This window comes from Streptomyces sp. NPDC008139, from assembly GCF_042957025.1.
GTDB lineage: Bacteria > Actinomycetota > Actinomycetes > Streptomycetales > Streptomycetaceae > Actinacidiphila.
The window spans coordinates 729,006-755,897 of sequence record NZ_JBIBHM010000001.1; the positions used below are offsets into that span (position 1 = coordinate 729,006).

General features: G+C 73.2%; 23 protein-coding genes and 1 tRNA gene. 15 read left to right on the forward strand and 9 right to left on the reverse strand.

The features are described from left to right. The first annotated feature begins 25 nt into the window (after positions 1–25). The 3 genes from ACFZBB_RS03070 to ACFZBB_RS03080 all read left to right on the forward strand — a co-directional run bounded on the left by ACFZBB_RS03070 (position 26) and on the right by ACFZBB_RS03080 (position 3,553). Entirely contained in the window at positions 26–1,030 is a 1,005-nt protein-coding gene (locus tag ACFZBB_RS03070) for a sugar ABC transporter permease (protein WP_355336942.1), read from the forward strand. A gap of 4 nt (positions 1,031–1,034) precedes the next feature. Further along, positions 1,035–1,970 carry an ABC transporter permease subunit gene (locus ACFZBB_RS03075; RefSeq protein WP_391117161.1) on the forward strand — a complete coding sequence of 312 codons (936 nt, stop codon included), beginning with the start codon at positions 1,035–1,037 and terminating at the stop codon, positions 1,968–1,970. A 101-nt stretch (positions 1,971–2,071) separates the two neighbouring features. Continuing rightward, positions 2,072–3,553: a family 1 glycosylhydrolase gene (locus ACFZBB_RS03080; RefSeq protein ID WP_391117163.1), complete on the forward strand. Its 1,482-nt coding sequence runs from the start codon at positions 2,072–2,074 to the stop codon at positions 3,551–3,553. Positions 3,554–3,670: 117 nt separating this feature from the next. Here the strand turns inward: ACFZBB_RS03080 and ACFZBB_RS03085 are convergent, their stop codons facing one another. The 3 genes from ACFZBB_RS03085 to ACFZBB_RS03095 all read right to left on the reverse strand — a co-directional run bounded on the left by ACFZBB_RS03085 (position 3,671) and on the right by ACFZBB_RS03095 (position 7,545). Further along, on the reverse strand, positions 3,671–5,167 hold the full coding sequence (locus ACFZBB_RS03085; RefSeq protein ID WP_391117166.1) for a cellulose binding domain-containing protein: 1,497 nt from the start codon (positions 5,165–5,167) through the stop codon (positions 3,671–3,673). A gap of 276 nt (positions 5,168–5,443) precedes the next feature. Beyond that, on the reverse strand, positions 5,444–6,811 hold the full coding sequence (locus ACFZBB_RS03090) for a HAMP domain-containing protein (RefSeq protein ID WP_391117168.1): 1,368 nt from the start codon (positions 6,809–6,811) through the stop codon (positions 5,444–5,446). After that, positions 6,808–7,545, reverse strand: a complete 738-nt coding sequence (locus ACFZBB_RS03095) for a response regulator transcription factor (RefSeq protein WP_188280265.1) — start codon at positions 7,543–7,545, stop codon at positions 6,808–6,810. Before ACFZBB_RS03095 ends, ACFZBB_RS03090 begins: the two co-directional genes overlap by 4 nt. A gap of 249 nt (positions 7,546–7,794) precedes the next feature. Here ACFZBB_RS03095 and ACFZBB_RS03100 point away from each other — a divergent pair, with 249 nt between their 5' ends. Continuing rightward, positions 7,795–8,337 (forward strand): hypothetical protein, encoded by a 543-nt coding sequence (locus ACFZBB_RS03100; protein WP_391117171.1) that lies wholly within the window; start codon positions 7,795–7,797, stop codon positions 8,335–8,337. Positions 8,338–8,371: 34 nt separating this feature from the next. Here ACFZBB_RS03100 and ACFZBB_RS03105 read toward each other — a convergent pair whose 3' ends face one another. Together ACFZBB_RS03105 and ACFZBB_RS03110 are read right to left on the reverse strand one after the other, a co-directional pair. Continuing rightward, complete coding sequence (locus tag ACFZBB_RS03105) at positions 8,372–9,241, reverse strand: fused MFS/spermidine synthase (RefSeq protein ID WP_391117173.1); 870 nt, start codon at positions 9,239–9,241, stop codon at positions 8,372–8,374. 85 nt (positions 9,242–9,326) lie between these two features. After that, complete coding sequence (locus tag ACFZBB_RS03110; protein ID WP_391117175.1) at positions 9,327–9,794, reverse strand: hypothetical protein; 468 nt, start codon at positions 9,792–9,794, stop codon at positions 9,327–9,329. A gap of 219 nt (positions 9,795–10,013) precedes the next feature. Between ACFZBB_RS03110 and ACFZBB_RS03115 the strand changes: the two genes are divergently transcribed. Next, a complete protein-coding gene (locus tag ACFZBB_RS03115) occupies positions 10,014–11,378 on the forward strand; it encodes a tetratricopeptide repeat protein (protein WP_391117177.1) in 1,365 nt (454 codons plus the stop codon). An 11-nt stretch (positions 11,379–11,389) separates the two neighbouring features. Here the strand turns inward: ACFZBB_RS03115 and ACFZBB_RS03120 are convergent, their stop codons facing one another. Then, positions 11,390–11,992, reverse strand: coding sequence for a dihydrofolate reductase family protein (locus ACFZBB_RS03120; RefSeq protein WP_391117180.1), 603 nt, complete (start codon positions 11,990–11,992; stop codon positions 11,390–11,392). Then, positions 11,989–12,867, reverse strand: coding sequence for a metalloregulator ArsR/SmtB family transcription factor (locus tag ACFZBB_RS03125; RefSeq protein WP_391117182.1), 879 nt, complete (start codon positions 12,865–12,867; stop codon positions 11,989–11,991). The genes ACFZBB_RS03120 and ACFZBB_RS03125 overlap by 4 nt, the downstream gene beginning before the upstream one ends. Positions 12,868–14,590: 1,723 nt before the next feature. Between ACFZBB_RS03125 and ACFZBB_RS03130 the strand changes: the two genes are divergently transcribed. Then, entirely contained in the window at positions 14,591–15,271 is a 681-nt protein-coding gene (locus ACFZBB_RS03130; RefSeq protein ID WP_391117184.1) for an alpha/beta fold hydrolase, read from the forward strand. 72 nt (positions 15,272–15,343) lie between these two features. Continuing rightward, positions 15,344–15,529: an alpha/beta fold hydrolase gene (locus ACFZBB_RS03135; protein WP_391117187.1), complete on the forward strand. Its 186-nt coding sequence runs from the start codon at positions 15,344–15,346 to the stop codon at positions 15,527–15,529. 80 nt (positions 15,530–15,609) lie between these two features. Here ACFZBB_RS03135 and ACFZBB_RS03140 read toward each other — a convergent pair whose 3' ends face one another. Both ACFZBB_RS03140 and ACFZBB_RS03145 read right to left on the reverse strand, forming a co-directional pair. Further along, entirely contained in the window at positions 15,610–16,203 is a 594-nt protein-coding gene (locus tag ACFZBB_RS03140) for a histidine phosphatase family protein (protein WP_391047011.1), read from the reverse strand. 64 nt (positions 16,204–16,267) lie between these two features. After that, on the reverse strand, positions 16,268–16,957 hold the full coding sequence (locus tag ACFZBB_RS03145; protein ID WP_391117189.1) for a TetR/AcrR family transcriptional regulator C-terminal domain-containing protein: 690 nt from the start codon (positions 16,955–16,957) through the stop codon (positions 16,268–16,270). A gap of 325 nt (positions 16,958–17,282) precedes the next feature. On the opposite strand from ACFZBB_RS03145, the gene ACFZBB_RS03150 reads away from it, so the two are divergent. The 8 genes from ACFZBB_RS03150 (at position 17,283) to ACFZBB_RS03185 (ending at position 26,858) form a co-directional block, all read left to right on the forward strand. Further along, on the forward strand, positions 17,283–18,365 hold the full coding sequence (locus ACFZBB_RS03150) for a phosphatase PAP2 family protein (RefSeq protein WP_391117191.1): 1,083 nt from the start codon (positions 17,283–17,285) through the stop codon (positions 18,363–18,365). 21 nt (positions 18,366–18,386) lie between these two features. Beyond that, positions 18,387–19,586 carry a hypothetical protein gene (locus ACFZBB_RS03155; RefSeq protein WP_391117194.1) on the forward strand — a complete coding sequence of 400 codons (1,200 nt, stop codon included), beginning with the start codon at positions 18,387–18,389 and terminating at the stop codon, positions 19,584–19,586. Beyond that, positions 19,577–21,397 (forward strand): hypothetical protein, encoded by a 1,821-nt coding sequence (locus tag ACFZBB_RS03160; protein ID WP_391117196.1) that lies wholly within the window; start codon positions 19,577–19,579, stop codon positions 21,395–21,397. The genes ACFZBB_RS03155 and ACFZBB_RS03160 overlap by 10 nt, the downstream gene beginning before the upstream one ends. Positions 21,398–21,507: 110 nt before the next feature. Continuing rightward, positions 21,508–22,788 (forward strand): AAA family ATPase, encoded by a 1,281-nt coding sequence (locus ACFZBB_RS03165; protein WP_391117516.1) that lies wholly within the window; start codon positions 21,508–21,510, stop codon positions 22,786–22,788. A gap of 81 nt (positions 22,789–22,869) precedes the next feature. Further along, a complete protein-coding gene (locus tag ACFZBB_RS03170) occupies positions 22,870–23,247 on the forward strand; it encodes a hypothetical protein (protein ID WP_391117198.1) in 378 nt (125 codons plus the stop codon). Between the two features lie 84 nt (positions 23,248–23,331). Continuing rightward, positions 23,332–24,072, forward strand: a complete 741-nt coding sequence (locus ACFZBB_RS03175) for a bifunctional DNA primase/polymerase (RefSeq protein ID WP_391117200.1) — start codon at positions 23,332–23,334, stop codon at positions 24,070–24,072. 55 nt (positions 24,073–24,127) lie between these two features. Further along, positions 24,128–24,201 (forward strand) — tRNA-Lys (locus ACFZBB_RS03180). Positions 24,202–24,245: 44 nt separating this feature from the next. After that, positions 24,246–26,858, forward strand: a complete 2,613-nt coding sequence (locus ACFZBB_RS03185; RefSeq protein WP_391117202.1) for a phosphatidylglycerol lysyltransferase domain-containing protein — start codon at positions 24,246–24,248, stop codon at positions 26,856–26,858. Positions 26,859–26,892: the final 34 nt, after the last annotated feature.

Sequence of the window (26,892 nt, forward strand, 5' to 3'; positions counted from 1 at the left end):
AACCCCTACGGGAAGGACGCCACTCGTGGCCACCTCCGTCAGGGCGACGTCCGACGGCAGTCCTCCGTCGTCCCGGCCCGCCGCCCCCCGCTCGCCCGGCAAGGGCGCCCACCGCCCCCCGGGCTGGCGTTCCAGGCTGTACCGGCTGGACACCAAGGCGTCGCCGTACGCGTACATCGCCCCGTTCTTCATCTGCTTCGCGGCCTTCGGCCTCTTTCCGCTGATCTACACCGGCTACCTCTCCTTCAACCAGGTGCAGCTCGGCGGCGACGCCAGTTGGGTCGGTTTCCGGAACTACACCCGTCTGTGGGACAGCGAGTTCTTCTGGAACGCGCTGCGCAACACCTTCTCGCTCGCGGTGATCTCGACCGTGCCGCAGCTCCTGATGGCGCTCGGCCTCGCGCACCTGCTGAACTTCAAGCTCAGGGCGCGCGGCTTCTTCCGGGTCGCGGTGCTCGCGCCGTACGCCACCTCGATCGCGGCGGCGTCGCTGGTCTTCGTCCAGCTCTTCAATCCCGACTACGGGATGGTCAACCAGATCCTCGCCCACTTCGGGGTGCACAACCTCGACTGGCAGTCGTCCAAGTGGCCCGCGCAGATCGCCATTTCGGCGATCGTCACCTGGCGCTGGACCGGCTACAACGCGCTGATCTACCTGGCCGCGATGCAGGCCGTGCCGTCCGACCTGTACGAGGCGGCGGCGCTCGACGGTGCCTCGCGCTGGCGGCAGTTCATCAGCGTCACGATCCCCTCGATCCGGCCGACGATTCTCTTCACCATCGTGGTCTCGACGATCGGCGCCACGCAGCTCTTCGGTGAGCCGCTGATCTACGGCGGCGGTGTCGGCGTCAGCGGCGGCTCCGCGCATCAGTACCAGACGCTGAGCCTCTACATGTACGAGAAGGGCTGGGCGACCGGCGCGCTGGGCCAGGCCTCCGCCGTGGCCTGGGTGATGCTGCTGATCCTGCTGCTCATCGGCGCCGTCCAACTGTTGATCGTGCGGGCCAACCGCCGGAAGCTCGGGGGCTGACCTCATGGCACAGACAACCGAAACGCAAGCGTTCGGGGCCGCGCCGTCGCGGCGGTCCACCGCCGTACCGCCGCCCAGGCCCCCGCGTCGCCGGTTCCTGCGCGGGAGCGGGGCGGGCAAGCAGGAGCACGCCGGCCCGGTCGCGTACGTGATCCTCGTCGTCGCGGCGCTGATCTCGCTGTTCCCGCTGTACTGGACGGTGGTGGCGGCGTCGCGCACGGACGCCGAGATCGTCACGCCGCCGATGCCCCTGCTGCCCGGCAGCCATCTGATCGACAACCTGCACATCGTGTGGGACCAGGTCGACATGGGCAAGGCGCTGATCAACTCCACGATCGTGGCGGGCTTCGTGTCGTTCAGCACGGTGATGTTCGCGACGCTCGCCGGATTCGCCTTCGCCAAGCTCCAGTTCCGCGGCCGTAACGCGCTGCTGATGCTGGTGGTCGCGACGATGACGATCCCGCCGCAGCTCAGCGTGATCCCGCTCTACCAGATCATCACCAACCTGGGCTGGGTCGGGCACATCCAGTCCGTCATCCTGCCGTCGCTGGTGGCCGCCTTCGGCGTGTTCTTCATGCGGCAGTTCCTGTCCGAGGCGCTGCCGATCGAACTGGTCGAGGCGGCGCGGGTGGACGGCGCGCACAGTCTGCGGATCATCTGGCACGTGGTGTTCCCGGTGGCGCGGCCCGCGATGGCCGTGCTGGGAATGCTGGTGTTCGTGCAGTCGTGGAACGACTTCTTCTGGCCGTTCATCGCGCTCAACCAGCAGAACCCGACGGTTCAGGTCGCGCTGGCCGGTCTGGGTTCCGGCGACCACACCATCGACCACTCGATCGTGGTGACGGGCGCGCTGGTCGCCACGCTGCCGCTGCTGCTGGTCTTCGCGGTCCTCGGCAAGCACATCGTCGGCGGCATCACGGCAGGTGCCGTCAAGAGCTGAACCCTTCACGAACTCCCCCATGCCTCCCCTGAACTCCCCCTGAACACCGCCCTGTTGGCCCCCTCCCCCGCTTACCCCTGATTCCCCTGGAGTCCCCCGTTATGACCGCTGTCCGCTCCGAGAGCGCCGAGAGCGCCAATGTCTCGGCCTCGCTCCGCTTTCCCCCCGGCTTCGTCTGGGGGGCGGCCACCGCCGCCTACCAGATCGAGGGCGCCGCGGCCGAGGACGGCCGCACCCCTTCGATCTGGGACACCTTCAGCCACACTCCCGGCCGCGTCCACAACGGGGACACGGGTGACATCGCGGCCGACCACTACCACCGCTTCCGCGACGACGTCGCGCTCATGTCCGACCTGGGCCTGGGCGCCTATCGGTTCTCCGTCTCCTGGTCGCGCGTGCAGCCGACCGGGCGCGGCCCGGCCGTCCAGCGCGGCCTCGACTTCTACCGCTCGCTCACCGACGAGCTGCTCGACCGCGGCATCACGCCGGTGGCCACCCTCTACCACTGGGACCTGCCGCAGGATCTGGAGGACGTCGGCGGCTGGACGGTACGCGACACCGCCGAGCGGTTCGCCGACTACGCGGCGCTGGTGGCCGGCGCGATCGGCGACCGGGTGCCGTACTGGACGACCCTCAACGAGCCCTGGTGCTCGGCCTTCCTCGGCTACGGTTCCGGCGTGCACGCGCCGGGCCGCACCGAGCCGGAGTCGGCGCTGCGGGCCGTCCACCACCTCAACCTCGCGCACGGCAAGGCGATCGGGGTCCTGCGCTCCGCGCTGCCCGCCGCCGCGCAGACCTCGATCACCCTCAATCTGCACCAGATCCGCCCGCTGACCACCTCGCCGGGCGACCTCGACGCGGCCCGCCGGATCGACGCGGTCGGCAACCGGGTCTTCCTCGGCCCGATCCTCGGCGGCGACTACCCGGCCGATCTCCTCGCGGACACGGCCCACTTGGTGGACTGGGAGTCGCTGGTACGGGAGGGCGACCTCGCGGAGATCTCCCGGCCGATCGACCTGCTCGGCATCAACTACTACACGCCGACGCTGGTTTCGGACGGCAAGCAGCGCGCCGACGGACCCGACGTGCCCCGCAACGACGGGCACGGCGCCAGCGACCACTCGCCGTGGCCCGGCTCCGAGCACGTCGCCTTCCACCTGCCGCCCGGCGAGACCACCGCGATGAGCTGGGCGGTGGACGCCACTGGTCTGTACGACCTGATCCACCGGGTGGCGCGCGAGCACCCGGGGCTGCCGATGATGGTCACCGAGAACGGCGCCGCCTACGACGACTACATCTCGCCCGAGGGCACGGTCAACGACCCGGAGCGGATCGCGTATCTGCGCAGCCACCTGGCGGCGATCCACCGCACGATCGCCGACGGCGTGGACGTACGCGGCTACTTCCTGTGGTCGCTGATGGACAACTTCGAGTGGGCGTACGGCTACAGCAAGCGGTTCGGCGCGGTCTACGTCGACTTCGGCACACAGCGCCGCATCCCCAAGCAGAGCGCCCACTGGTACGCGGCCGTCGCCCGCGAGAACGTCCTTCAGGGAGTCGCGGAGGAGGACGGGGCTTCCTGAGGGAACGGAAAAGGAGCGGTACGGACAGCTCGAGGGTGCTGTCCGTACCGCTCCGCGCTCCTCTCCCGTGGGGGTGGGAGAGGCACGATTCAGGGGGCGTTCACAGGTGACGTGCCGTCAGCCGGTGTACGCGGCGAACGCCTTGGAGAATGCGCCCGCGCTCTGCACGATCGAGCTGCACGAGGCGTCGGCCCAGCTCTGCGCGCCGCCCGCGCACTGCTTGTCGCGGGTCGCGGACCACATCGACAGCCACGCCAGGCCCTTGGACTTGGCGAAGGTCACCAACTGCGTGGCGTCCTCGACGGTGAAGATCTCCGTGGCGACGTCGTTGACGCCGATCATCGGCGTCACCGCGATCTTCTTCCACGCGGCGGCGTCGGAGATCCCGAGCACGCTCTTGACCTGCGCCTGCGTGGCGGTCGCGCCGTCGATCGCGTACTGGCCCATGTCGCCGCTGAACGAGGAGCCGTAGTCCATCGCCATGATGTTGACGGCGTGGATGTCCACCCCGTTGCTCTTGGCGTTGCTCAGCAGGTTGATGCCGTCCTGCGTGAGCCCGGTCGGCATGGCGGGCAGCGTGTACGAGACCTCAAGTCCGCTGTGGCTTTTCTGGAGTTGGGCGATGGCCTGCGCGCGGCGGGTGTTGGCCGCGGTGTCCGGCAGCGCGCCGCCCTCCACGTCGAAGTCGACCTTCGTGAGCTTGAACTGGTCGATGGCTTTGCCGTACGCCGCCGCCAGGTCCGACGCCGAGGAGCACGCCGAGGCCAGCTCCGTACCGTTGGCGCCGCCGAACGAGACGCGTACGTCGCCGCCGGCCGCCCGCAGCGCGCCGATCTGCGCGGCCACCGCGTCACCGCCCAGGTCGGTGACGCCGCCCCACTTGGGGACGCAGCCGCCGCCGGACACGAGGAAGGCGAGGTTGAACTCCTTGACGCCATTGGCCTTCGACGCGGCGACGAGGTCGTACGCCGGGTAGAGGGAGGTGTCGACGTAGGGGGCGAAGCCGCTGGACGCGGTGGTGCCGCCGCCTCCGCCGCCGCCCGAGGTCGGGGTGGCGGTGGGCGTCGGGCTCTGGGTGGGGGTCTGCGTCGGGGTCTGCGTGGGCTTCTGGGTCGGCGTCGCCGTCGCGGTCGCGGTCGCGGTCTGCGTCGGGTGGCCCGTCGGGGTCTGCGTGGGGCCGTCGGAGACCGAGCACTTCGCGTTGTTGATCAGGCAGTTGACGGGGTCGCCCGCGGCGCCGGACGCGCTCGTCACGAAGCCGACGTCGACTCTGCCGCTGGGGGCGATCGTGCCGTTCCAGCTCTCCGCGGTGACGGTGACCGTCTGGCCCGACACCTGGTAACTGCCGTTCCACAGCGAGCTGATCTTCGTTCCCGCAGGCAGGTCGAACTTCAGCGTCCAGCCGGTGAGGGCGCTGCTCGCGGAGTTCGTGATCTCGTACTGGCCGGTGTAACCACCGTCCCACCCACTGGTCTTGGAGTACACCGCCCCGACCGACGCGGCACTCGCCGATCCCGCCAGTGCGAAGGCGCCTCCGGCTACGGCGGCGACGGCGGTGAGACCGCCAATCAGTTGGACCTTCCGGCTGGGGCGACGGCGGTGCGTTGTTGCCATGTTCGAGCCTGCCTCTTGGGGGTTGGGGGGAGGGGGACGCGTTGGCACGCTAGCGCGTCCCGCGCGGACAAATTGGCTGGTCCGGGGTGCGGACGGGGTTCTTATGGCGCGCTTAAGGCAGCGCAAGGGAGCCGTTAAAGGTGGGGCCTCATCGCCGGCGGGGCTCGTCGCCCCCAGCTCACGCTGGGAGGTGCCCCCACAGTCGTCGGCGGGCTGAATTTGGCTTCTGGCACGCCGGATCAGCCGGGCGGGCTGGGTTTGCCGGGCGCTGCGGGCTCAGCGGTGGCGGTTGAGGGGGGTGCGGCGGTGGGTGGGGTGGGGGGTGGAGGTGTGGGCGGAGAGGGCGAGCCAGAGGCGGATCTCGGCGCCGCCGAGGACGCTGCGGCCGACGGCGAGGTCGCCGCCGGTGGATTCGGCGACGCGGCGGACGATGTCGAGGCCGAGGCCGGTGGAGCCCTGGCCGCCCGCGCCATGGCCGCGGCGCAGGGCGGCGGCCGGGTCGGCGACGCCGGGTCCGGCGTCGGAGACGAGGACGATGACGGCGTCGTCGCCGCGGTGGACGTCGACGGCGAAGGCGGTGCCCTCCGGGGTGTGGCGGAAGACGTTGCCGAGCATGGCGTCGAGGGCGGCGGCCAGTTCGGCGCGGGCGACGGGGACCCGTACCGGCCGGTCGGCCCCCGCGGAGCGGACCTCGCGGCCCTCGTCCTCGGCGAGCGCGGACCAGAAGGCCATCCGTTCGCGGATGACCTCGGCGGCGTCGCACCCGGCGGCGCCGGTCGCGGTGTGGGCGCCGCGCTGTTCGCGGGCGGCGCGGATGATCTGGTCGACCTCGCGTTCGAGCTGGGCGACGGCCGCGCGGGTCTGGTCGGCGGCCGGACCTTCACCGAGGGACGCGGTGTTGAGCCGCAGCACGGTGAGCGGGGTACGCAGCCGGTGCGACAGATCGGCCGCCAACTCCCTTTCGCTGGCGAGGAGTTCGACCACCTGGTCGGCCATGGCGTTGAACGCGGCGGCGGCGGACCGCAGTTCGCTGGGACCGGCCTCGGGAACCCGTACCGCCAGGTCGCCTTCACCGAGGCGCTGCGCGGCGCCCGCGAGCCGGGCCGCGGGGCGGACCATGCGGGTGCCGAGCCGGTCGGCGATGGCGACCGAGCCGACGATCAGGCCGATTCCGACGGCGGCCAGCACCAGCCAGGCGGTGGGGACACCGCGGTTGATGTCGTCGTCGGGCACGAACACCTCGACGACCGCGACCGTCCCCGAGCTGACGGCGGTCGGCTGGAGCAGCGCGTATCCGCCGGGGACGCGTACGGTCGCGGCCTCGCCGTACGCCGAGGCGGTGTGCAGCGCGGCGTCGGTGGCGTGCGGGGTGCCGATGCCGACGGCCGCGGACTGCGCGGTGGCCGGTATGCGCAGCGCGATCCGGGACTCGGCGCCCGCCTGGGTGCTGGCGATGGCGCGTTCCAGCTCACCCCGGTCGGTGGTGATGGCGAGGGCGGGCCCGATCGCGGCGGCCTGGCGTTCGGCGTTGGTGAGCGCGCGGTCGCGGGCCAGTTCCTTGACGACCAGGCCGAGCGGTACGGCGAAGGCGATGACGACCATCGCCGTCACCGCCAGGCTCACCTTGATCAGCGCCCATCTCATGACGGCGGCACCGCGGGGGCGGGCGGTATCGCGGTGGGCGGCAGGGCGGCGGGCGGTTCGAGTTTGACGCCGACGCCGCGCAGGGTGTGCAGATAGCGCGGGCTGGCCGCGGTCTCGCCGAGCTTGCGACGCAGCCACGACAGGTGGACGTCGATGGTCTGGTCGTCGCCGTACGACTGCTGCCAGACCTCGGCGAGCAGTTCGCGGCGGGCGACGACGACGCCGGGCCGGGCGGCGAGGAAGGCCAGCAGGTCGAATTCGCGGCGGGTCAGGTCGAGGACGGCGCCGTCCAGGACCGCTTGGCGGCGGCGTACGTCGATGTGCAGGCCGCCGACGTGGATCAGGGCGTCCGCGGTGGGCGCGGCGGACCGGCTGCGGGCGCGCCGCAGGACGGCGGAGAGCCGCGCCGACAGGTGCTCGACGGAGAACGGCTTGATCAGGTAGTCGTCGGCCCCGGCGTTGAGCAGCCGTACGACCTCGGCCTCGTCGTCCCGCGCGGTCGCGATGATCACCGGTACGTCGCTGAGGCCGCGCAGCATCTTCAGCGCCTCGGACCCGTCGAGGTCGGGCAGGCCGAGGTCGAGGATGACCACGTCGAAGCCGACCTGCGCGACCTCCCGCAACGCCTCAAGAGCCGTCCCCACGCTGCGTACCGTGTGGGACGCCTCGGTGAGGTGCCGAATGAGGGCGGACCGCACGAACTGGTCGTCCTCGACCACGAGCACACTTGCCATGCGCCGCAACCTAGCCCATCCGGGGGACCGGGCACCGGCCCGCCCGACGATCCGAGGTGCGTACGGGGTGCGTACCGGGGTGCGTAAAGGGGCGCATCGGACGCGCGGCGGGGCGGACGGTCTCGCGGACGGCGGTGCTTCGGCCAGGCGCTGGGCCCGCTGTCGGACCCGGTGCCGAACCCGGTGGTGAGCCCGGTGTTGAGCCGGGCGTTCCGGTACGTGTTCCGGGCGGCGGGCGGGTGCGGCAGTATGGCGCGCGTGCACAGAGGACTGTTCCATGTCGGCGCCTGGGCGCTGGCGACCGCGGCGGCCGTGACCTTGTCGTGGTTCGGCGTGCACTCGGTGCTGCGTACGGCGTACGACCCGCCCCGCGCCCTGCCGATCTCGGACGGGGACCCGCCGGTCGTGTCCTCCACGCACCGCCCGAAGCCGACGCCGCCCGCGACGCCGACCACCACGCACACCAGGGCGACGGCCCCGCCCCCGGTCACCGGCAAGGCCAAGGTGCCGCCGAAGACGCCGCCGGGCACGCCGAAGGCGACCGCCACGGCGAGCGGCGACACCGGCCATGTGCACAGCTACACCGTGGAGGGCGGCCGGGTCGCCCTCGACCTGGGCCCCGACTCGGCGTCGCTGGTCTCCGCGACGCCCAATCCGGGCTGGCAGATGCAGGTCTGGACGCAAGACGGCTGGCTGCGGGTGACCTTCACCGAGACCTCCGGCAGCGGCTCGTCCTCCGTCTTCTGCACCTGGAACGGCCACGCGCCGACGGTCCAGGCCTTCGAGGACTGACGCCCGGCCCGCCGGTACGGGGCAGGCCGCGGGTTTACGTGAAGACGCCGGGCGGTGGCGCCGGGGAGTCGGCGGCCGTGGCGTCCGTGACGACGGGCGCGCCGCCCGCGAAGTCCGCCAGCTCGCGGCCGTGTTCGACCCGGCCGGGGTGCGGGTCGGTGGCGACCCTGCGGGTCAGTTCGGCGACCGGCAGGGGGTGGTCGGCGGCGTAGAGGATGAGATTGCCGAATCTCTTGCCGCGCAGCACGGCGGGGTCCGCGGCCAGGCAGACCTCGGCGAAGGCGGCCCGTACGGTGGCGATCTGCGCGCGCAGGAAGTCCAGCCGCCCGCCGTCGGCGAGGTTGGCGGCGTAGTGCCCGTCGGGCCGCAGCACCCGGCGGACCTCGGTGAGGAATTCGGCGCTGGTGAGGTGGGCGGGGGTACGGGCGCCGCCGAAGACGTCGGCGATGACCAGGTCGGCCCAGCCGTCGGGCAGTTTGGCCAGGCCCGCGCGCGCGTCGCCGCCGCGTACCTTGATCCGCCAGCCGCGGTCCCAGGGCAGTTCGGCCCGGACCAACTCGACCAGCGCGGTGTCCAGTTCCACGACCTGCTGGGTGGAGCGCGGGCGGGTGTGCGCGGTGTAGCGGGCCAGCGTCAGGGCGCCGCCGCCCAGGTGCAGGACCTGCAACGGGCGGCCGGGCGGCGCGGCCAGGTCGATCAGGTGGCCGAGCCTGCGCTGGTAGGAGAAGTCCAGGTGCGCGGGGTCCGCGAGGTCCACATGCGACTGCGGGGCGCCGTCGATCAGCAGCGTCCAGCCGCCGGGGCGCGCCCGGTCGGGCACGAGCGCGGCGAGTCCGCCGCCCACCTGTGCCTCGACCGTGTCCGGGGTACGCGCCCTGCCGCCGCTCTGCCGCTTGCCTGCCATCCCCCGATTATCGGGGACGGCCGACGGTCGGGCGGGTCAGGGGCGGGGAGGCCGGAGGGGCCGTTCCTGATCTGCCGGACAGGCCCTAGCGGTACCCCGGCGTCGCGTCCGCGGTCCGCAGGGCCGACTCGGCCGGGCGGTGGTGGTCCGCGGAGGGGCAGAAGCCGTCGGCCAGCTCGATGGTGCGGGCCGCCATGCCGAGGGCCGCGCGCAGTACGGCCGGGTCGGTGACGACCGTGTCGGTGTGCGGCGGCACGAGCCAGCCGGTGTCCTCCACGGGCGGCTCGTCACCGATGACCAGACCGCGGCCGTCGGTGCTGGTACACGAGCTGCCGGGGACGTCCCAGCAGTCCGCGGTGCCGGGCGGAACGAGGAAGCCGAGGCTGTGCCCGGAGTTGTCGTGCAGTACGGGACCGACTCCGCTGCTCAGCCGCAGGATGTCGACCGCTTCGAGACCCTGCCTGGTCGGCACGGTGACCAGGTCGCACGGCGGCGGCAGTTGGCTGCTCTCCGTGCTCGGACCCGACGTGTGTGACCCGCTGGTGTCCAACAAGGCAACTCTCCTCACGCTCACGATGGGATCGGCACCACACCCGTATCAACGCGCCCCGGCGTCAACGGCTACGCGTGAATGACGCCGTAAGGGGTGGCGTTTCATGGCGGATAGCGCGTGAGATATCCGTTTTGTAGGCAAATTGAGTATTTCGCGGTCCCGATTCCCCGGTACGGTCGTCCCCGCCGCCGAGCGGCACCGTCCGTCCGGGAGTCCGTCATGACGTCGTTCCCCCTGCCCCCTCTCCCCCGCACCACCGAGTCGTCCGCCGCCGCGTCCGCTTCCCCGTACACGCCCAACACCGCCTTCCGTCAGTTGCGCGGCGACCGGTCGCCGGGCGAATTCGCGGCGGCGGTACGGCGCGCCGCCCGCGAGATCGGCGAGCACGTGAGCTGCGACGCGCGGTACATCGGGCGGCTGGAGAGCGGGGAGATCCGCTGCCCCAACTACGCCTACCAGCGGGTCTTCCGTCATCTGTTCCCCGACCTGACCTCGGCGGACATGGGCTTCGCACCCCGCCGGGCGGTACGGGGCCGCGCCCGCCGCTCCCCCGGGTCCGGCGCCGCCGCCGGTCCGCCCGCCCTCTCCGTCCCGCCCTCCCCCACCGGCCCTTCTGGCCCCACGGCTTCCGCCGGCCTTCCCGATCCGACGTACGAGGAGAGCGACGTGCTGCGTCGCGCATTCATGACCGGTGGCTCCGCCGCCCTCGCCAGCACGCTGGTGCCCGCGCAGGGCGGCCGGGACCGAGGCCGTACGACCGGCCGCGCCGGTTCCTCCGAGGTACGCGCCGTCCACGAGTCCGTCCGGCAGATCCGGCTGCACGACGACCGGCACGGCGCCGACGGCCTCTACGACGACGCCGGGGACGCCCTGCGCACCGCCTACCGGCTCCTGGACGAGAGCAGCCACGGGCCCGCCGTCGCCGCCGGGCTCGCCTCCGGCGCCGGTGAACTGGCCATCTCCGTCGGCTGGTTGGCCCACGACTCCGGGCGACTCACCGAGGCCCGCTCGTACTACGCCGAGGCGCTGGCCACCGCCCGGATGGCCGGGGACTCCGCGCTGGAGGCCCACGCCTTCTGCAACACCGCCTTCCTCGCCCGCGACGCCGGACGCCCCCGCGAGGCCGTCCGCGCCGCCCAGGCCGCCCAACTCCTCGCCCGCTTTTCCGGCTCGCCCCGGCTGCTCTCCCTGCTCGCCCTGCGCGAGGCCGGGGGACGCGCCGGGCTCGGCGACCGGCGCGGCTGCGAACTCGCCCTCTCCCGCGCCCACTCCCTCTTCGCCTCCGGCCCCCGCGACGCCGACCCCGCCTGGATGACCTTCTTCGGCGAAGCCGAACTCTCCGGCCTCGCCGCCCAGGCATGGTCCGCCCTCGGCGCCCACTCCCGCGCCGCAGCCGCCGCCCGCGAGGCCGTCCGCCTCCAGGACCCGCACTTCACCCGGAACATCGCCCTGTACGAGGCCGAACTCGCCCTCAATCTGGCCGCGTCCGGCCAACGCGAGGAGGCCCAGGCGGCACGCTCGCGCGCGCTGCGCCTCCTCGGACAGGTCCGCTCCTCCCGCATCCGCGCGATGCTGGTGGCGTAGCACGCGGCACCTCAGCGGACCCGGTCGTAGACGAGGGACAGCGTCCCGTGCTCGCCCGCCGCCTGGCTGACCAGCGACCACTGCCCGGCCGGCAGCCCGTCCTCGAAGAGGCGCGGTCCGCCGCCGAGGAAGACCGGGAAGACGTTGAGCGCCAGCCGGTCGACCTGGTCGGCGGCGAGCAGCGCCTTGATCACACTCGCGCTGGACAGCACCAGGATGTCGCCGCCCTCGGTCTCCTTGAGGTCCGCGACCACTTCGGCGGTCGGCTTGTCCACGATTATCGTTCGCTCCCACGGGGACTCCGTGAGGGTGGACGAGAGGACCACCTTCTCGCTGTCCACCAGCCACTTCGCGAAGCCCTCGTCGCGCGGGTCCGCACCCTCCATTCCGATGACGGTGGGCCAGAAGCCCAGGAACCCTTCGGCATTGACCCGCCCGAGCAGGGCCGTCGTCGCCGAGCCCCACAGCCTCGCCAGGTGGTCGCGCGCGACATCGGTGATCGCGTACGGCATCACCCACCCCATGTCCCGGGCGTCGCCCGGACCCGCGTAGTGCCCGTCGAGGGACAGGCTCATATTGGTGACGACCCTGCGGCTTGCGGTCTGCTCCGTCATTTCGTGCTCCTTGTGTCGTTGTCCCGCGATGTGGCCGCGAGTGCCGCCGCGAGCTTGTCGAGGCTCTGTCCGAAGCCGATCTCGACGCCCGCGACGAAGTCGGCCGAGTCGGTCGTGCTGTCGCTGATGCGGTAACCGACGTCGAGGTGGGTGCCGGTGGGCGTCGGACGCAGGTCGAGCGTCACGTGCGAGGTGAACGCCGTGGCGCCGTCCGGCAGCAGCGGCGAGAGCTGGTACGCGAGGCGCTCGCCCGGCCGCACGTCGTCGACCGCGCCCTCCGCGCGGCCGACCACGCCGTCGGAGCCGTCCGCGTCCTCGGCGTCCCGGTACTCCAGGACGACCCGGCCGCCCGGCCGCGCCTCGAACACCAGCTCCGAGACCCGGAGGTCCTCCGGCGCCCACCACCGCGCCAGCAGCGCCGATTCCGTCAGGTGCCGCCAGACCACTTCGGGGCTGCCGGCCAGCGCCCGCTCGAACCCGAACGTCCTTCCGTCCGCCCAGCCGTCTCCCTCCGCCGCCATGCGCTCCGCCCTCAGGCTCAGGCCGTACCGGTCGTACGTCGCCCGTGTCCCGGCCGGTCCTTGCCCTTCCGCCGTGTCCGCCGTGTCCGCCGAATCCGCCGTGTGCGCCAGCAGGTTCAGTGCCGCCGCCAGGTCCCTCAGCGGGGCCGCGCGCAGCGCGTAGATCCGGCGCTGGCCGGAGCGCTGCGACACCACGACGCCTGCGCGTTCCAGCGTCTGGAGGTGCTTTGTCGTCTGCGGCTGGCGGGCCTCGGCGAGCTGTGCGAGCACGCCCACTGAGCGGGGGTGCTCTGCGAGCAGGCTCACGAGGCGCCACCGCGCCGGGTCCGCCAAGGCGGTGAGGAGTGCGTCCATGCCTTGAGTATTCCCCACGAAGCATATTCGTGTCAACGAATATCTCTCGGCTCGCCTCCTGTGGTGTTTCTCCTCCCTGCCCACCCGCCCACCCGTGCGGGTGCTTTCTTCGTCTGCGGGTGCCGCCTGTGCCTGGTCGGTCCCGGCCCGGGGCACCTCCTCGAGCTGCGTGCTGCCTGCTCCTGTGCATCCATCCACGCCCTGTCGGCACGCAAATCTGCGGGGGCACCCCGGCCCGTCCCCTCCGGTCCGCCGGCGCCCGACGGTCCGTGGGGGTGGCGGAGGGGGGTGGGTGGGAGCCGGGCCTTGCGCCACCCGACCGCCCGGCGGGGTGGCGGAAGGGGGTGGGTGGGGTGCGGGACCTGCGCCGCCGACGTCCAGTCGGAGTGGGCGAAAGGGGGTGAGTGGGTGGGGGTCGGGCCCCTCACGCCACCCCCTCCGGCGGGGTGGCGCAGGGGGGTGGTGGGAGCCGGACCCTGCGCGACCGACCTCCCGGCGGGGTGGCGGAAGGGGGTGGGTGGGTGAGGTGCGGGACCTGCGCCGCCGACGTCCGGCGGGGTGGCGGAAGGGGGTGCGGGACCTGCGCCGCCCGGGGCGCCCTCCGGGGTGGGCGAAGGGGGGCGCGGGCAAAGGTCGAGCCTTGCGCCACCCAACCGTCCGACAGGGTGGGTGAGGTGCGGGACCTGCGCGGACGGGAGCGAGAGGGAGGGAGGTGGTCCGGGCCCCCGGCGTCGACCGACTGTCCGCCAGGTGGATCAGGTGAGTGGGGTACGGGCCTTGCGTGCGGGGGGCTTGGTGGAGCCCACCGGGAGGGCGCACCGGCGCAGGGCGGCCCGCCGAAAGAACCCCCCACCCCCGGCAACCCCCACCGGCAGGCGGACGCCGACGTACCGGAAGGGGACGGGCCGGGGTGCCCCCGCAGAAATGCGGTGACAAGAACGGCACCGGATACACAGGCACCAGGCAGCCGCATTTCGAGGAGGTACCCCGGACCGGCACCGACCCACGCACAAGCGGCACCCGCAGACGAACAACCACCCGCACGGGTGGGCGGGCGGGCACGGCCCGGATCGTCGCGGGCGCCCCCGCCACCCGCACGATCGTGCTCACCAGCTTCGACCTCGACGAGTACGCTTCGCCGCGCTGCGCGCCGGGGCCGTCGGCTTCCTACTCAAGGACGCCGAGCCGGAACGGGTCGTGGACGCCGTGCGGGGCCCCCGTCGCGCGGCGGGGGTCGGCACCCCGCCGACCAGCGGATTTCGCCGCGCGCCGGTCGTCCGGGCGCACGACGACCGGGTGACCCGCGCGTACCTAGCCTCGGCGACATGGCACTGAGACTTCCCCCGCTTCCCGCGCTTCCCCCGCTTCCCCCGCTCGCGCGCCGCATACTCGGCGGCGTCCTCCTCGTCGTCACGGTGGCGCTGACGCCCGTCACCGCGACCGCCGGTTTCTTCGCGGCGGCGCTCGCGACCGCGAACGTCCCGCTGCTCGCCCTGTGCGGCCTGGTGGTCAACGCAGGGACGGCCGCGGCGCTCGACCGAGGGGCGTTCGCCCTGCTCGGCAAGGGCGGCCGGGCGACCTGCGTCCTCACCGGCGTCCTGCTCCTCGGCGTCTGCGCGCTCGCCGCCGGTACGGTCTTCCGCCCGATGCCGACCTCCGCCTCGGCCCGGTCCCGGCGGACGTCAGATCCTGGAATCTGCCGACCGGCTCACGGTTCGCCTATGTGCACGCACCCGCCGTCGGCACTCCGAGGCCGACGCCGGTCGTCTTCCTGCACGGCGGCCCCGGCACCCCGTCGGAGGGCATCCCCACCGGCGGCCGGGAGTTGGCCGCGGACGGCTTCGACGTCTACTCGTACGACCAGGTGGGCGCCGGACGCTCCACCGGCCTCTCCGGCTACTCGTACGACCAGGTGGGCGCCGGACGCTCCACCCGGCTCTTCGACGTCACCGGGTACACGGTGGCGCGCCAGGTCGCGGACCTCGACGCGATCCGCCGCACGATCGGGGCGGACCGGATCATCGTCGTCGGCCAGTCGTGGGCCGGTTCGCCGGCCGCCCAGTACCTGCTGGCGCACGGCACGCACGTCGCCAAGGCCGTGTTCACCTCGCCCGGGGCGCTGTGGGGCCACGAATTCCCCGGCTCCGCGGCGGGAGACCCCTGGGACCACCTGACACCGGCCCAACGGGCGGCCCGTGACCGGCTGGACAGCAAGCCGCGGCTGATCGCCGCCAGTCTGCTGCTCCAGATCAACGCGCGCGCCGCGCACGCCCTGGTGGGCGGCGGCGAACTCGCCACTGGATGCACGAGGTGGCCCTGCTCGGCAGGGACACCACCTCCTGCGCGGACGCCGCGGCCTCGGAGGCGCACGCCAACCCCCAGGGCTTCTCCAGCAATCAGATGACCGTCAAAGGACTTCGAGCAGCTCCCCGACCCGCGCCCGAGGCTGCGCGCGATCCACGTTCCGTCCCTGGTCATGCGGGGAAGCTGCGACTGCATCAAGCCCGCCGTGACCGAGGAGTACCGGCAGACCCTCCCGGACTCCCGCATCGTGCGCGTCAAGGACGCGGGCCACGCCATCTCCCACGACCAGCCCGCCCTCTACACCGCCCTCCTGCGGTCCTTCCCCCTCGGCCGCCCCCTGCCGACACCCGCCTCCTGAGCCGAGGAGGCCGAGGACGCGGAGGAGGCCGAGCACGCGGAGGGGACGCGGAGGGGACGGTGCGGGGCGCGGTCAGGGCCTCACGCCAAGTGACCCGTGTCGTTCCAGCGTTCGATCGCCGGGGCGCCGTAGGCCCAGCCGAGGATGGACAGGGAGGCGGGGTCGAGGCGGAGGGCGCCGGCGAAGGACGGGGCGAGGTCGAGCCAGCGGGCCCCGAGGACGCGCAGGAAGTGCCCGTGGGCGAAGACGAGGACATCGCGCTCGGCGGACCGCGCCCAGGAGACGACCTGGTCGGCGCGCGCGGCGACCTCGGCCAGCGCCTCGCCGCCCGGCACGCCGTCGCGCCAGATGGTGAAGCCGGGCCGCAGGTCCTGGAGCTGGGCGGGCGTCAGGCCCTCGTAGTCGCCGTAGTCCCATTCGACCAGCGCGTCCCACTCCTTGGCGGCGCCGCCGAACCCGGTGAGGTCACAGGTCTCGGCGGCCCGCAGCAGCGGACTCGTGCGGACCTCGACGTCGGGAAGTCCGTTCCAGGGCCCGCGCGCGAGCCGCTCGCCGAGGATCCGGGCGGTGCGCCGCCCCTCCTCGGTGAGGGGGATGTCGGTACGGCCGGTGTGCCGCCCGGACAGGGACCATTCCGTCTGGCCGTGTCTGACCAGAAGAATGCGCGGAGCCATGCGGCGGTGCCTTTCCTAGGAAACGGGCCCCCCATCATCGCTCACGGCCCCGCCGTGAGCGCCCTCAGAGCCCCTGGCCGCCGCCGAGCAGACCTTCCAGCAGCCCTTCTAGGCCGAATTCGTACTGCGCGGACCCCTGGTCCTGGGCGCAGAGGAGTTCGGGCGCGAGGCTCACGAGGGCGGGGTAGACGTCGGGCGGCAGGGCGTCGATCTTGGCGCGGACCCGGTCGCGTACCCCGTCCTCGCACAGGGCACGGGCCCGCCGGGTGTTCCACAGGGCGGAGCCGACGGTGTACTGCATGAGGGCCACGTGCGCGTGGGCCGCGTCGGCGCGGCCGAGCCCGGCGCGCCTGAGCAGGTCGAGCATGCGGTCGATGACGGCTATGGCGTCGTCGCCGCGCAGCGGCCTGATGGTGAGGAGCTGGAGCGCGGAGGGGTGCTCGGTGAAGAGCCCGTAGACGCCGCGGCAGACCTCCCGCAGCTCACCTCGCGGGTCGCCCGTGCCGGTGGGCGGAAGCTCTATCGTGTCCATCAGACGCTGTGCCACGGCGTCGCTGATCTCGTCCTTGCCCCGGAAGTGGGAGTAGACCGCCATGGTGCCGACGCCGAGTTCCTGGGCGAGCGCGCGCATGGTGAACGCCTCGGCGCCGTCGCGGTCGAGGAGGGTGATCGCGGCGTCGAGGATACGGTCGGGGTTGAGCGAGTTGCGGGGAGCGCGGCGCCGTGGGGAGCGGACCGGCTGGGTGACGGACATCCGATTCTCTTGTTTCTCGTACTCAGTCGTACTTCAGTCGTACAACAGTCACGCTTGGATGCCTCGCGCGACGGGGTACGCCGAGGCCGGAACGTCGCCAACACGTCGAGGAATACGCCGAGGAAGGCAACCCGGAGAGCGGACCGGGCGTCCTCGACTGCACATACCCCTGCTACGGAACGTTGAACACCGTACGATGTCGGAGTTTCTTCCGTAGTTCTGGGCCGGTGTACGTGGCGTTTAGCGTACGTCGTACGGTAGAGGGTACGCGCCAAGACCATGACCGCCCGCCCGCGGCCTTCGGAGAACCTGGAGAGACGCCCGCATGACGATCACCGCCACCGCGCCGCGCGCCGCCGCCTACCGGGGCAAGCTGCGCTGGTGGACCGAGCTGCCGCTCATCGCGGTGATTTACGCGCTCTACTCCGGCGCCCGCCTGCTGGTCAGGGGGGATGTGGACGACGCCGTCGAACACGGCGCGGACATCCTGCACTTCGAGCAGCTCCTGCACATCGATCCGGAGCGCTGGTTCAACAAGCTCTTCACGCAGCACGCCTTCCTGGGCGTGCCCGCGGACTTCGCGTACGCGTCGCTGCACTATGTGGTGACGCCGACCATCCTGATCTGGCTGTGGCGCCGCCGCCCGACGCACTACCGGGTGGCGCGCACGTGGCTGATGATCTCGACGCTGATCGGTCTGGTCGGCTTCACCGTGGCGCCCACCGCGCCGCCGCGGCTGATCGGCGGCGGGCACGGCTTCATCGACACGATGGCGCAGTACGGCTCCTACGGCTGGTGGGGCACCGACGCGAGCGCGCCGCGCGGTATGGGACATCTCACCAACCAGTACGCGGCAATGCCCAGCCTCCACGTGGGCTGGTCGCTGTGGTGCGGGATCATCCTGTGGCGTTACGGGCGGAACAGGGTGGTGCGCACCCTGGGCGTGCTCTACCCGGTGACGACGGCGTGTGTCGTGATGGGCACCGCCAACCACTATCTGCTGGACGCGGTGGCCGGTGTCGCCGTGATGGGCCTGGGCTATCTGCTGGCGAAGCCCGCGCTGCGGATCGCCGACCGGCTGCTGGCGCGCGTGAAGGAAGCCACGGGCAGGCCGACGGCCGAGGAGACGGAGCCGGTGTCCGGTTCGTCGTCCGCGGTGGTCGCCGCGCACGTCGCCAATACCGCGCAGGTCTCCAACGGCACGCACGTGTCCAACGGCACGCAGGTGTCCAACAGCACGCATGCCACAGGCGTCAGCGGTGTCGCCGCGAGCATTCCGGCACCCGGTGGCGGCGCCTCCGTACCGAAGCCGCGAACCGTGTCCGTACCGCCCGGCGCGGACGGGCCGGACGACGCCGACGACCCGCGTGCGGCGGGCGAACACGCCGGACAGAGCCGGATGTCGTAGCCGAGTGCCACACTTTCGCGGGTGAGCACTACGCACCACCACCACTCGTTGCGGGAACGGCTGGCCGCGCTGCGCGGCCCCGACACCGCGCCACGGCCGCTCGACGCACGGGCGCTGGCCGCGCTGGCCGCCAACCCCGGCTGCCGCCGCCGCGCGCTGCTGGACGCCGCCGGGGTCGACAAGGGCGCGGTCGCCGAAGTGCTGGGCGCGCCCGCCCGGTTCGGCCAGTCCCGCTTCGCCTTCTCGCGCGGCCACGCCTTCGAGGCCCGCGTCAAACGGGACGGCTGCGCCGAGTTGCTGCGGCTGCTGGGCGCCGCGGAGACGGCGGCGGGGATTCCGGAGTCCGCCGAAGTCCCCGATCTGTCGGCGGCAGGGCCCGAGGGCCGGGCGGCCCGTACGCGGCTGGCGCTCGCCGAGGCACCGGCCGGTTCCTGGACGCTGCTCGACCATCCGCTGCTGGCACTTGAGGTCGCGGGGTCGCTGGCGTATCTGGAGCCGGACGCGGTGGCGGTGCGGCCCGACGGGTCCTGGACGGTGGTGGAGATCAAGTCCTTCCCGATCCTGGACGGCGGCGCGGACGCGCTGAAGGTCGGCGCGGCGGCCCGGCAGTCCGCGGTGTACGTGCTCGCGCTCGACGAGGTGGCGGCCGGCCGGACCCGGCCCGACGTCCTGCTGGTCTGCCCGAAGGACTTCTCGAATCTGCCGACCGCCGAGTGGGTCGACGTCCGCAAGCAGCTCTCGGTCACCCGGCGGCAGTTGACCCGGCTGACCCGGATCGAGGAGATCGCGGCGGCCCTCCCCGAGGGCACCACCTTCGACCTGGGGTACGGCGCGGACGGCAGTACGCCGACCCGGCCGCGGATCGACCTGACCGCCGCCGTGGACGCGGTGCCCGCCGCGTACGCGCCCGAGTGCCTGTCGACCTGCGAGCTGGCGTACCACTGCCGTGACCGGTCGCGGGCGGACGGCTGCGTGGAGTCGCTCGGCCGCAGTCTGCGCGGCGAACTGGGCACTCTGACGACGGTGGAGGCTGTGCTGTCGGCCGCGCACGGTGAGGCCGGTGACCCGGCCGACCCGGCGGTGGCGGCGCTGCGCCGGGCGGCGGCCCTGCGGGCCGAGGCGCTGTCCGCCCGGGAAGAGGCACCCGCGCTGCCCGCCCAGGCGGCCGTACGGGACGGCGTACCGGACGACGCCGTACGGGACGGTGCCGCATGTCGTTGATGAACACGCTCGCGCGGGCCGAAGCCGTCGCGACGGGCCGGGCCGTGCCCGCGGCGACCGTACGCCACCGGCACCTTGCCGAACGGCCGCTGGTGCTGGTGCCGTTGACGACGGCCGGTGAGGCGGGCGCGCCGCTGGGCGCGATGGTGGGCACGGACCGGGCGGCGCCCGAGTTGCTGGTGGTGCCGCAGCCGCTGGACCGGGAGCTGCGCTTCGGCTTCTTCGCCGGACTCGCGGGCGCCGTACTGCCGTTGATGGACGCGTACGCGGACGACGTCGAGGTGGAGCCCGCCACCCGCAACCGTGAGGAGTCGGAGGTCTGCGCGGACGCGCCGCAGATCGTGGTGCCGAACAGCGCGGCGCTGGAGTACGTACGCCTGCTCGGCCGGTCCACGCGGTTCCTGCGGACGGTCGAGGACCCGGACGCGCCGCACCCCGTCCCGGTGCCGGTGCCGCTGCTCGGCCGCTGGCTGACGCATTACGGGGAGCGGGCGCGTACGCCGGGGAGCGCGCTGCTCGTGGCCATGACGGAGTTGCTGACCCGGCACTGGGCGACCGGGCAGAGCTCGATGGAGGACCAGCACCTGGGCGGCCTGCTCGGCTGGATCGACCCGCCGGACGGGCTGGACGGGGCGGTCGCCGCCGAGCGCGCGCAGACCGACCGCGCCGCCGACGGGCTGCTGCTGAGCCCGCCCGCGGGTCCCGCGACCGACCCGGTCTTCGACAACCGTGTGCTGGCCCCCGCGATGGCCCGCTACGACGCGGCGCGTACGGCGGCGGAGGCCGACCCGGCCGGGGCCGCCGCGGAGCTGGCCGCCGCCGAGGCGGAGGTACGGCGGCTGGTCGGCTCCCAGCTCCGGCCGACCTGGGACGACGTGTGGCGCGGCCTCGACCTGCTGCGGGCGCTGCCCGAGGGCGCGCATGTGGCCGACCGGTGGAAGCGCGACCGCTGGTCGTTCACCGGGCACCGCGACCGGCTGCGCGCGGGTGAGCCGCCGCAGCCCAAGCGGGACGGCGCCATCGCCGCCGCGCAGAAGCTCGCGGGCCGCGAGACCGCCCAGGCGCGGGTCTCCGCGCAGGAGGCGCTGGACGACCCCCTGACGATGGCGGCCCGGCGGCTGGCGGGCGAGGCGTTCGCGGGCGAGGTCGTCGGCGTCGAGATGACGTACTCCGAGGGCAAGCGGCCCATGCCCCGCCCCCTCCTGACCATCCGCACCCACGACCTCCCCCAGGCCGAGCCCGGCACCAAGGCGTACCGCTCCGTGCCGGGCGCCAAGTCCGCGCAGAGCGCCGAAGTGGTCTCGGTGGCCCCGGAGTTCGCCCCCGCGAGGCACGCCGGGGGCGCCCTGACGACCGGGGCGCGGCCCCACGGCCCGACCGAACCGGAAGACGGCCACGCGACCGGGTCGCAACCCCATGTCCCGACCGGGCCGGAAGGCGGCCACGCGGCCGGTGCGCAGACCGACAGGGCTGCCAGGCCAGGGGGCGCGCTTGGCCTCGGGGCGGACGGCAGCGTCGACGCCGGGACGGACGGCGCGCCTGCGACCGGGCCGGAAGGCCGCTTCGTGGTGGTGGTGCGGCTCACCGGGGGGATGGGGAGCGGGCGGACGCCGAAGGAGGGGTCGGTGCCGGGGGCCGGTGACCGGGTGGACTTCACCTTCTTCGAGCACGATCCGCGCGGCGGCCCCGGCCTGCCGGAGCCGGAGCAGACACCGTGGACGCACGGCGGCCCGCCCGACGCCGGGACGCCGCCCGGCACACCGCCGACCGCTGACCCGCCCGACCTCGTGACCGCGGAGGACTACCTGTGACGCAGCCCGTGCGAGCCGACGGCCCGGACACGGACGGACACGTACCGGAGAGGTGGGACCGAAAGGACGGGTTCGACGCGGGCAGGGCCGCCGCCGAGGCGACGGCCGCCATCTTGGAGAGCACGCTGCACGGCACCGCCCGCGGGGTCGTGGTCGACTCGCCGCCCGGCGCGGGCAAGTCGACGCTCGTGGTGCGCGCGGCACGCGAACTGGCGGCGGCGGGCGAGTCGTTGATGATCGTCGCGCAGACCAACGCGCAGGTCGACGACCTCGCGGACCGGCTCGCCACCGCCGAGCCCGACCTGCCGGTGGGCCGGCTGCACGGCGCCGAGTCGCCGCCGGACAAGGCGCTCGACCGGCACCCGGCGCTGATGAAGTCCAGTTCGGTGGCGGATCTGCGGGCCTGCGAGGTGGTGATCGCGACCGCGGCGAAGTGGGCGTACGTGAAGGACACCGAGCCGTGGCGGCACGCCATCGTGGACGAGGCGTACCAGATGCGGTCGGACGCGCTGCTGCAAGTGGCGGGGCTCTTCGAGCGGGCGCTGTTCGTGGGCGACCCCGGGCAGTTGGACCCGTTCAGCGTGGTCGGCGCGGAGCAGTGGGCGGGGCTGAGCTACGACCCGTCGGCGAGCGCGGTGGTGACGCTGCTCGCGCACAATCCGGGGCTGCCGCAGCACCGGCTGCCGGTGTCCTGGCGGCTGCCCGCGTCGGCGGCGCCCCTGGTGTCGCGCGCCTTCTACCCGTACACCCCGTTCAGGAGCGGTACGGACCACGGCGACCGGCGGCTGGTGTTCGGGGTGCCGGGCGACGGCGGCGGGCCCGACCGCGTCCTGGACGAGGCGGCGGCCAGCGGCTGGGGGCTGCTGGAGCTGCCCGCCCGGCACACCCCGCGCACCGACCCTGAGGCGGTACGCGCGGTGGCCGTGGTGGTGCGGCGGCTGCTGGACCGCGGGGGTCTGACGTACTCCGCGCCCGATCCCGGCCCGGCGCCGCTGACCGCGGACCGGATCGCGGTCGGCACCGCGCACCGGGACCAGGCGGCGGCGGTGCGCGCCGCGCTGGGCGACGTCGGCGTCGCCGGGGTCACGGTGGACACCGCGAACCGTCTCCAGGGCCGCGAGTTCGACGTGACCGTGGTGCTGCACCCGCTGTCCGGCCGGCCCGACGCCACGGCGTTCCATCTGGAGACCGGGCGGCTGTGCGTGCTGGCCTCCCGGCACCGGCACGCGTGCATCGTGGTGTGCCGCGCGGGCGTGGCCGAACTCCTCGACGAGCACCCGTCCTCCGAGCCGGTCCAGCTCGGTGTCACGGTCAAGTTCCCCGACGGCTGGGAGGCCAACCACGCGGTCCTGGCGCACCTCGCGGAACACCGGGTGAGCTGGCGGCCGTGAGCGCGGTCGCTCACCCGGATGGAGGGGGTCTTGCGTGGGCGCGGGACAATGGTGTGCGTGATCGATTCCGGAGGTAGCCGTATGTCAGAGCCGCAGTCGGCTCAGAGCGCGCAGGGCGGTGGGTCGCGGGAGGCGGCGCCGCGGCCCAGGCGGCCCGCGTCGCTGAGCTTCGAGCCTGCCGCGACGGTGGAGGATCCGGAGCACTTCTTCGACCTGGAGTCGATGGACGATCCGGGGCGGATGCTGGCGCGGGCGACGGAGCTGGCGACGGCTTTCCGTACAGCCGCCGACCGGGCCACGGACTTCCAGGCGATAGCCGCCGCGCAGCTCACCGATCCGCGCCGCTTCGACCGGCTGACGTACGCGGGTCTGGCCGAGCGCGCGGGGTGGACCGAGGACTACGCGAAGCGGATGGTCGAGTACGGCGAGGGCCTGATCGCGGGCGGCGGCGCCCCCTAGGGCGTGTCCGCGGGCGCTTCCGGCCCCCCGGGCGGCTGCCGTGACCGTCACGCCGCCGGGGGCCGCCGCAACTGTGCCCCGCATATGCGTCGCGGCAAGGTACTCCCTCTCCCACCCTCCTGTCCCGAATTCGTCCGATTCCGCCGACCGCGCCGGAAGCGGCCGGTACCTGTAGATGCCATGGACGAATGGCAAGGGACCGGAAGCATCGCGGCCGTGACGCATGCCGTCACCGAGGTCGTCACCGAAGCCCAGCGGCGTCGGCACACGTCGTACGTCACCCCGGAGGGCGCCGAGTGGCTGGCCTCGGCCAGCGCCTTCCCGCGCAGCGTGCGGGCACTGTGGTCGGCCCGTCCCACGGCGCCGAGCGTGCTGCCGTGCGGTACGGCGTTCGACGTGGTGAACCTGTCGGCGCTGTTCGGCCGCAGAGTTCTGGAGCAGTTATGGGCGTCGGGCCCCGGCAGCGGCCCGGTGGCCGTGCACCGCGGGCGGCTGCTGCTGCTCGTCGCGCCGGGTACGGCGCAGCGGCTCCCGTACCTGCTGGACTGGGAGGAGTGGGGCGAGGCGGTGCCGCCGATGCTCTGTCACGGCACCGGCGACGCGGTGACCGTACCCCCGCTGTACGCGCCCCCGGACGGCGCCGAGGCCGACCGGGACGCCGGTTGCGATCCGGGGGCAGGGATGTCCCGCTGGCTGGTGGCGCCCGACACCCGGCACCCCTGGCTGCCGGGCGCGGACGTGGTGCTCTGGGCGTGTGTGCGGGCGGCCAGGTCGGCGCCCGCGAAGACCGTTCCCGCCCTGGTCAGCACCCCTGGAACGGCCTGAGTCATATCGATTTCCGCTCCCCGTGGCCGGATGCTAAGGTCTACGACGTCAGCAGGCGCCGCTAGCTCAGTTGGTTAGAGCAGCTGACTCTTAATCAGCGGGTCCGGGGTTCGAGTCCCTGGCGGCGCACAGACGGTCGAAGGCCCCTCGCGGAAGCGGGGGGCCTTCTTCGTATGAACGTCCAGGCATGCGGACGCGCCGTCCGGGTGGCCGACGGCCCGCACCACGACGACCCTGGAGCCATGGTGGACTGGCTGGCCGACGCGTACCGGACGCGGATCGCGGACACCGGCCGTGAGCCGCTCTTCCTGCTGCTGGTCGGACTGATCGGCTCCTTCCTCTTCATCCGGTTCAGCGTGCGGATGATCCGGCGCGGGGTGAAGTGGTGGCCGGGCAATGTGCAGCCCGGCGGCCTGCACATCCACCATGTGGTGTTCGGCCAGGCGATGATGCTGATCGGCGGCATCGGGTCGTTCGCCGTACGCGGCGGCCCGGCGGTGCACGACGTGCTCGCGCTGGTCTTCGGGATCGGCTGCGGCCTGGTGCTGGACGAGTTCGCGCTGGTGCTGCACCTGAAGGACGTCTACTGGAGCGAGCAGGGCCGCCAGTCGGTCGACGCGGTGATCCTCGCGGTGTCGGTGATCGGGCTGCTGCTGATCGGCCAGGCCCCGCTGGGCGGATTCGTCGTCGGGGAGTCGTACCAGCAGTATCTGAGCGCCGGGGTGCTGATCGGCTTCGTGGTGGTGTGCCTGTCCAAGGGCAAGGTGTGGACGGGGCTGCTCGGGGTGATGGTGCCGGTGCTGGCGATCGTCGGCGCGCTGCGGCTGGCCCGCCCGGCCAGTCCGTGGGCGCGCTGGCGGTACACCTCCCGGCCGCGCCGGATGGCCAGGGCCGAGCGGCGCGAGGACCGGATCCACCGGCGGATGGTCGTGATGAAGACGGCCATGATGGACGCGGTGGCGGGCGCGCCGCTGCCGTCGGCGACGCCCGTGCGCAAACCCGCGCGGCGGCCGACGATCGTGGAGCTGCCGCCGTCCAGGATCGAGACGCTGCTGGCCCACGTGCTGCGGCCGTTGCGGCAGCCGGGGGCGGCCTTCACCGTCTGGTATCTGCGGGTGGTGTGCGTGGTCAACGCGGTGACCGGGGTGATCGCGCCGTTCCGCAACCGGGTGCGGGCCGCCTCGAACGGCGAGTTCTTCGCCGCCTTCCTGGTCAGCCCCGGTTTCACCGGCGCGGTGCTCGCGCTGGTGCTGTCGGTGAGCCTGCGCCGCCGCAAGCGGGCCGCCTGGATCGTCACGACCGTGCTGACCGGCGGATACACGCTGCTGTGCCTGGCCGGTGTGGCGGCGCTGCCGGTGACGCGCGGGCATCCGTTCAACTGGGTGTCGCTGGGGGTGACCGGGCTGGTGCTGTTCGCGCTGCTGGTGTCCAGGACGGTGTTCAACGTGCGCGGCGAGCGGGGCAACGTGGCTCTGGGGCTGACGACCTTCGTCGTCGGCGGCGCGGTGGCGATCGGCCTCGGCACGCTGCTGGTGCACGCGACGGACGAGCTGCCGCCGCGCCAGTGGGGGGCCAGTACGCGGTACACGCTGGTGCGGGTGCTGACGGTGTCCGGTCTCTTCGACCTGCCCGAGATCCGGGTGCCCGGCTGGACGGACCTGGCGATCAACGTCCTGAGCGTCGCTCTGATGCTGCTCATCCTGCTCGCCTTCTTCCGCTCGCCGCGCGGCCGGGACCGGCTGCTGCCCGCGGACGAGCGGCGGCTGCGGGCGCTGCTGCGGGTGTACGGGCGGGGCGACTCGCTCGGCTACTTCGCGCTGCGCCGCGACAAGGCGGTGTCCTGGACCCCGGAGCGGGACGCGGCCGTCCTCTACCGCGTGGTGAACGGGGTCGCGCTCGCCTCCGGTGACCTCGTCGGCGACCGGGCCGCCTGGCCGCGGGCCGTCGACCGCTGGCTGGACACGGCGCGGCGGCACGCCTGGGTCCCGGCCGTCACCAGCGCGGGGCCCGCGGCGGCCGTGGTGTACGAGGCGGCCGGTTTCCGCGCGCTGCCGTCCGGCGACGAGGCGGTGGTGGAGGCGGCCTCCTTCGCCGCCGTCTTCGCCGATACGGGCTCCGCCGAGCTGAGCGCGCTGCGGCAGGCGCACGGGGTGCTCGGCGGCGCGGGCTACTCGGTGGTGCTGCGCAGGCACCGGGAGATCGCCCCGGACGAACTGCGGCGGCTGGCGCATCTGGCCGACAAGTGGCGGCGGCACCCCGCCGAGCGGGGCTTCTCCGTGGCGCTCGGGCGGCTCGGTGACGCGGCCGACGGGGACTGTCTCCTGGCGGAGTGCCTCGATCCGCACGGGCGGACCTGCGCCATGATCACGTTCGTGCCCTGGGGGCCCGACGGGCTCACCCTCGACCTCATCCGGCGCGACCGGGAGTCCGGGCGGGCCCCGGTGGATTTCCTCCTCACCGAGGTGCTGCTGCGCGCCGCCGCCGGTACGGCTCCGCTGGACGCGGTCACCCGCGTGTCCCTCAACTTCACCGCCTTCCGCGGTGCCCTGTCCTCGCGGCTGCGCCGCGCCCCGCTGCGGCTTCTGGCCCGCCTCGGGCAGGTCGCCGCCCGCGAGCGGGGCTACGCGGCGTTCGCGCCGCGCTGGCAGGCCCGCTATGTGCTCTTCGAGCGGAGAGCCGATCTTCCGCGGGTGGCTGCCGCCAATGCCATCGCCGAGGGTTTCCTCACCGGACCCCGTCTCCGCCACCGCGGCACCCTCCTCACCCCTGAGGACGGTGCCCCCTAGGGCCTGGGGAGGCGCGTCCCGCCGGATTGGGGAA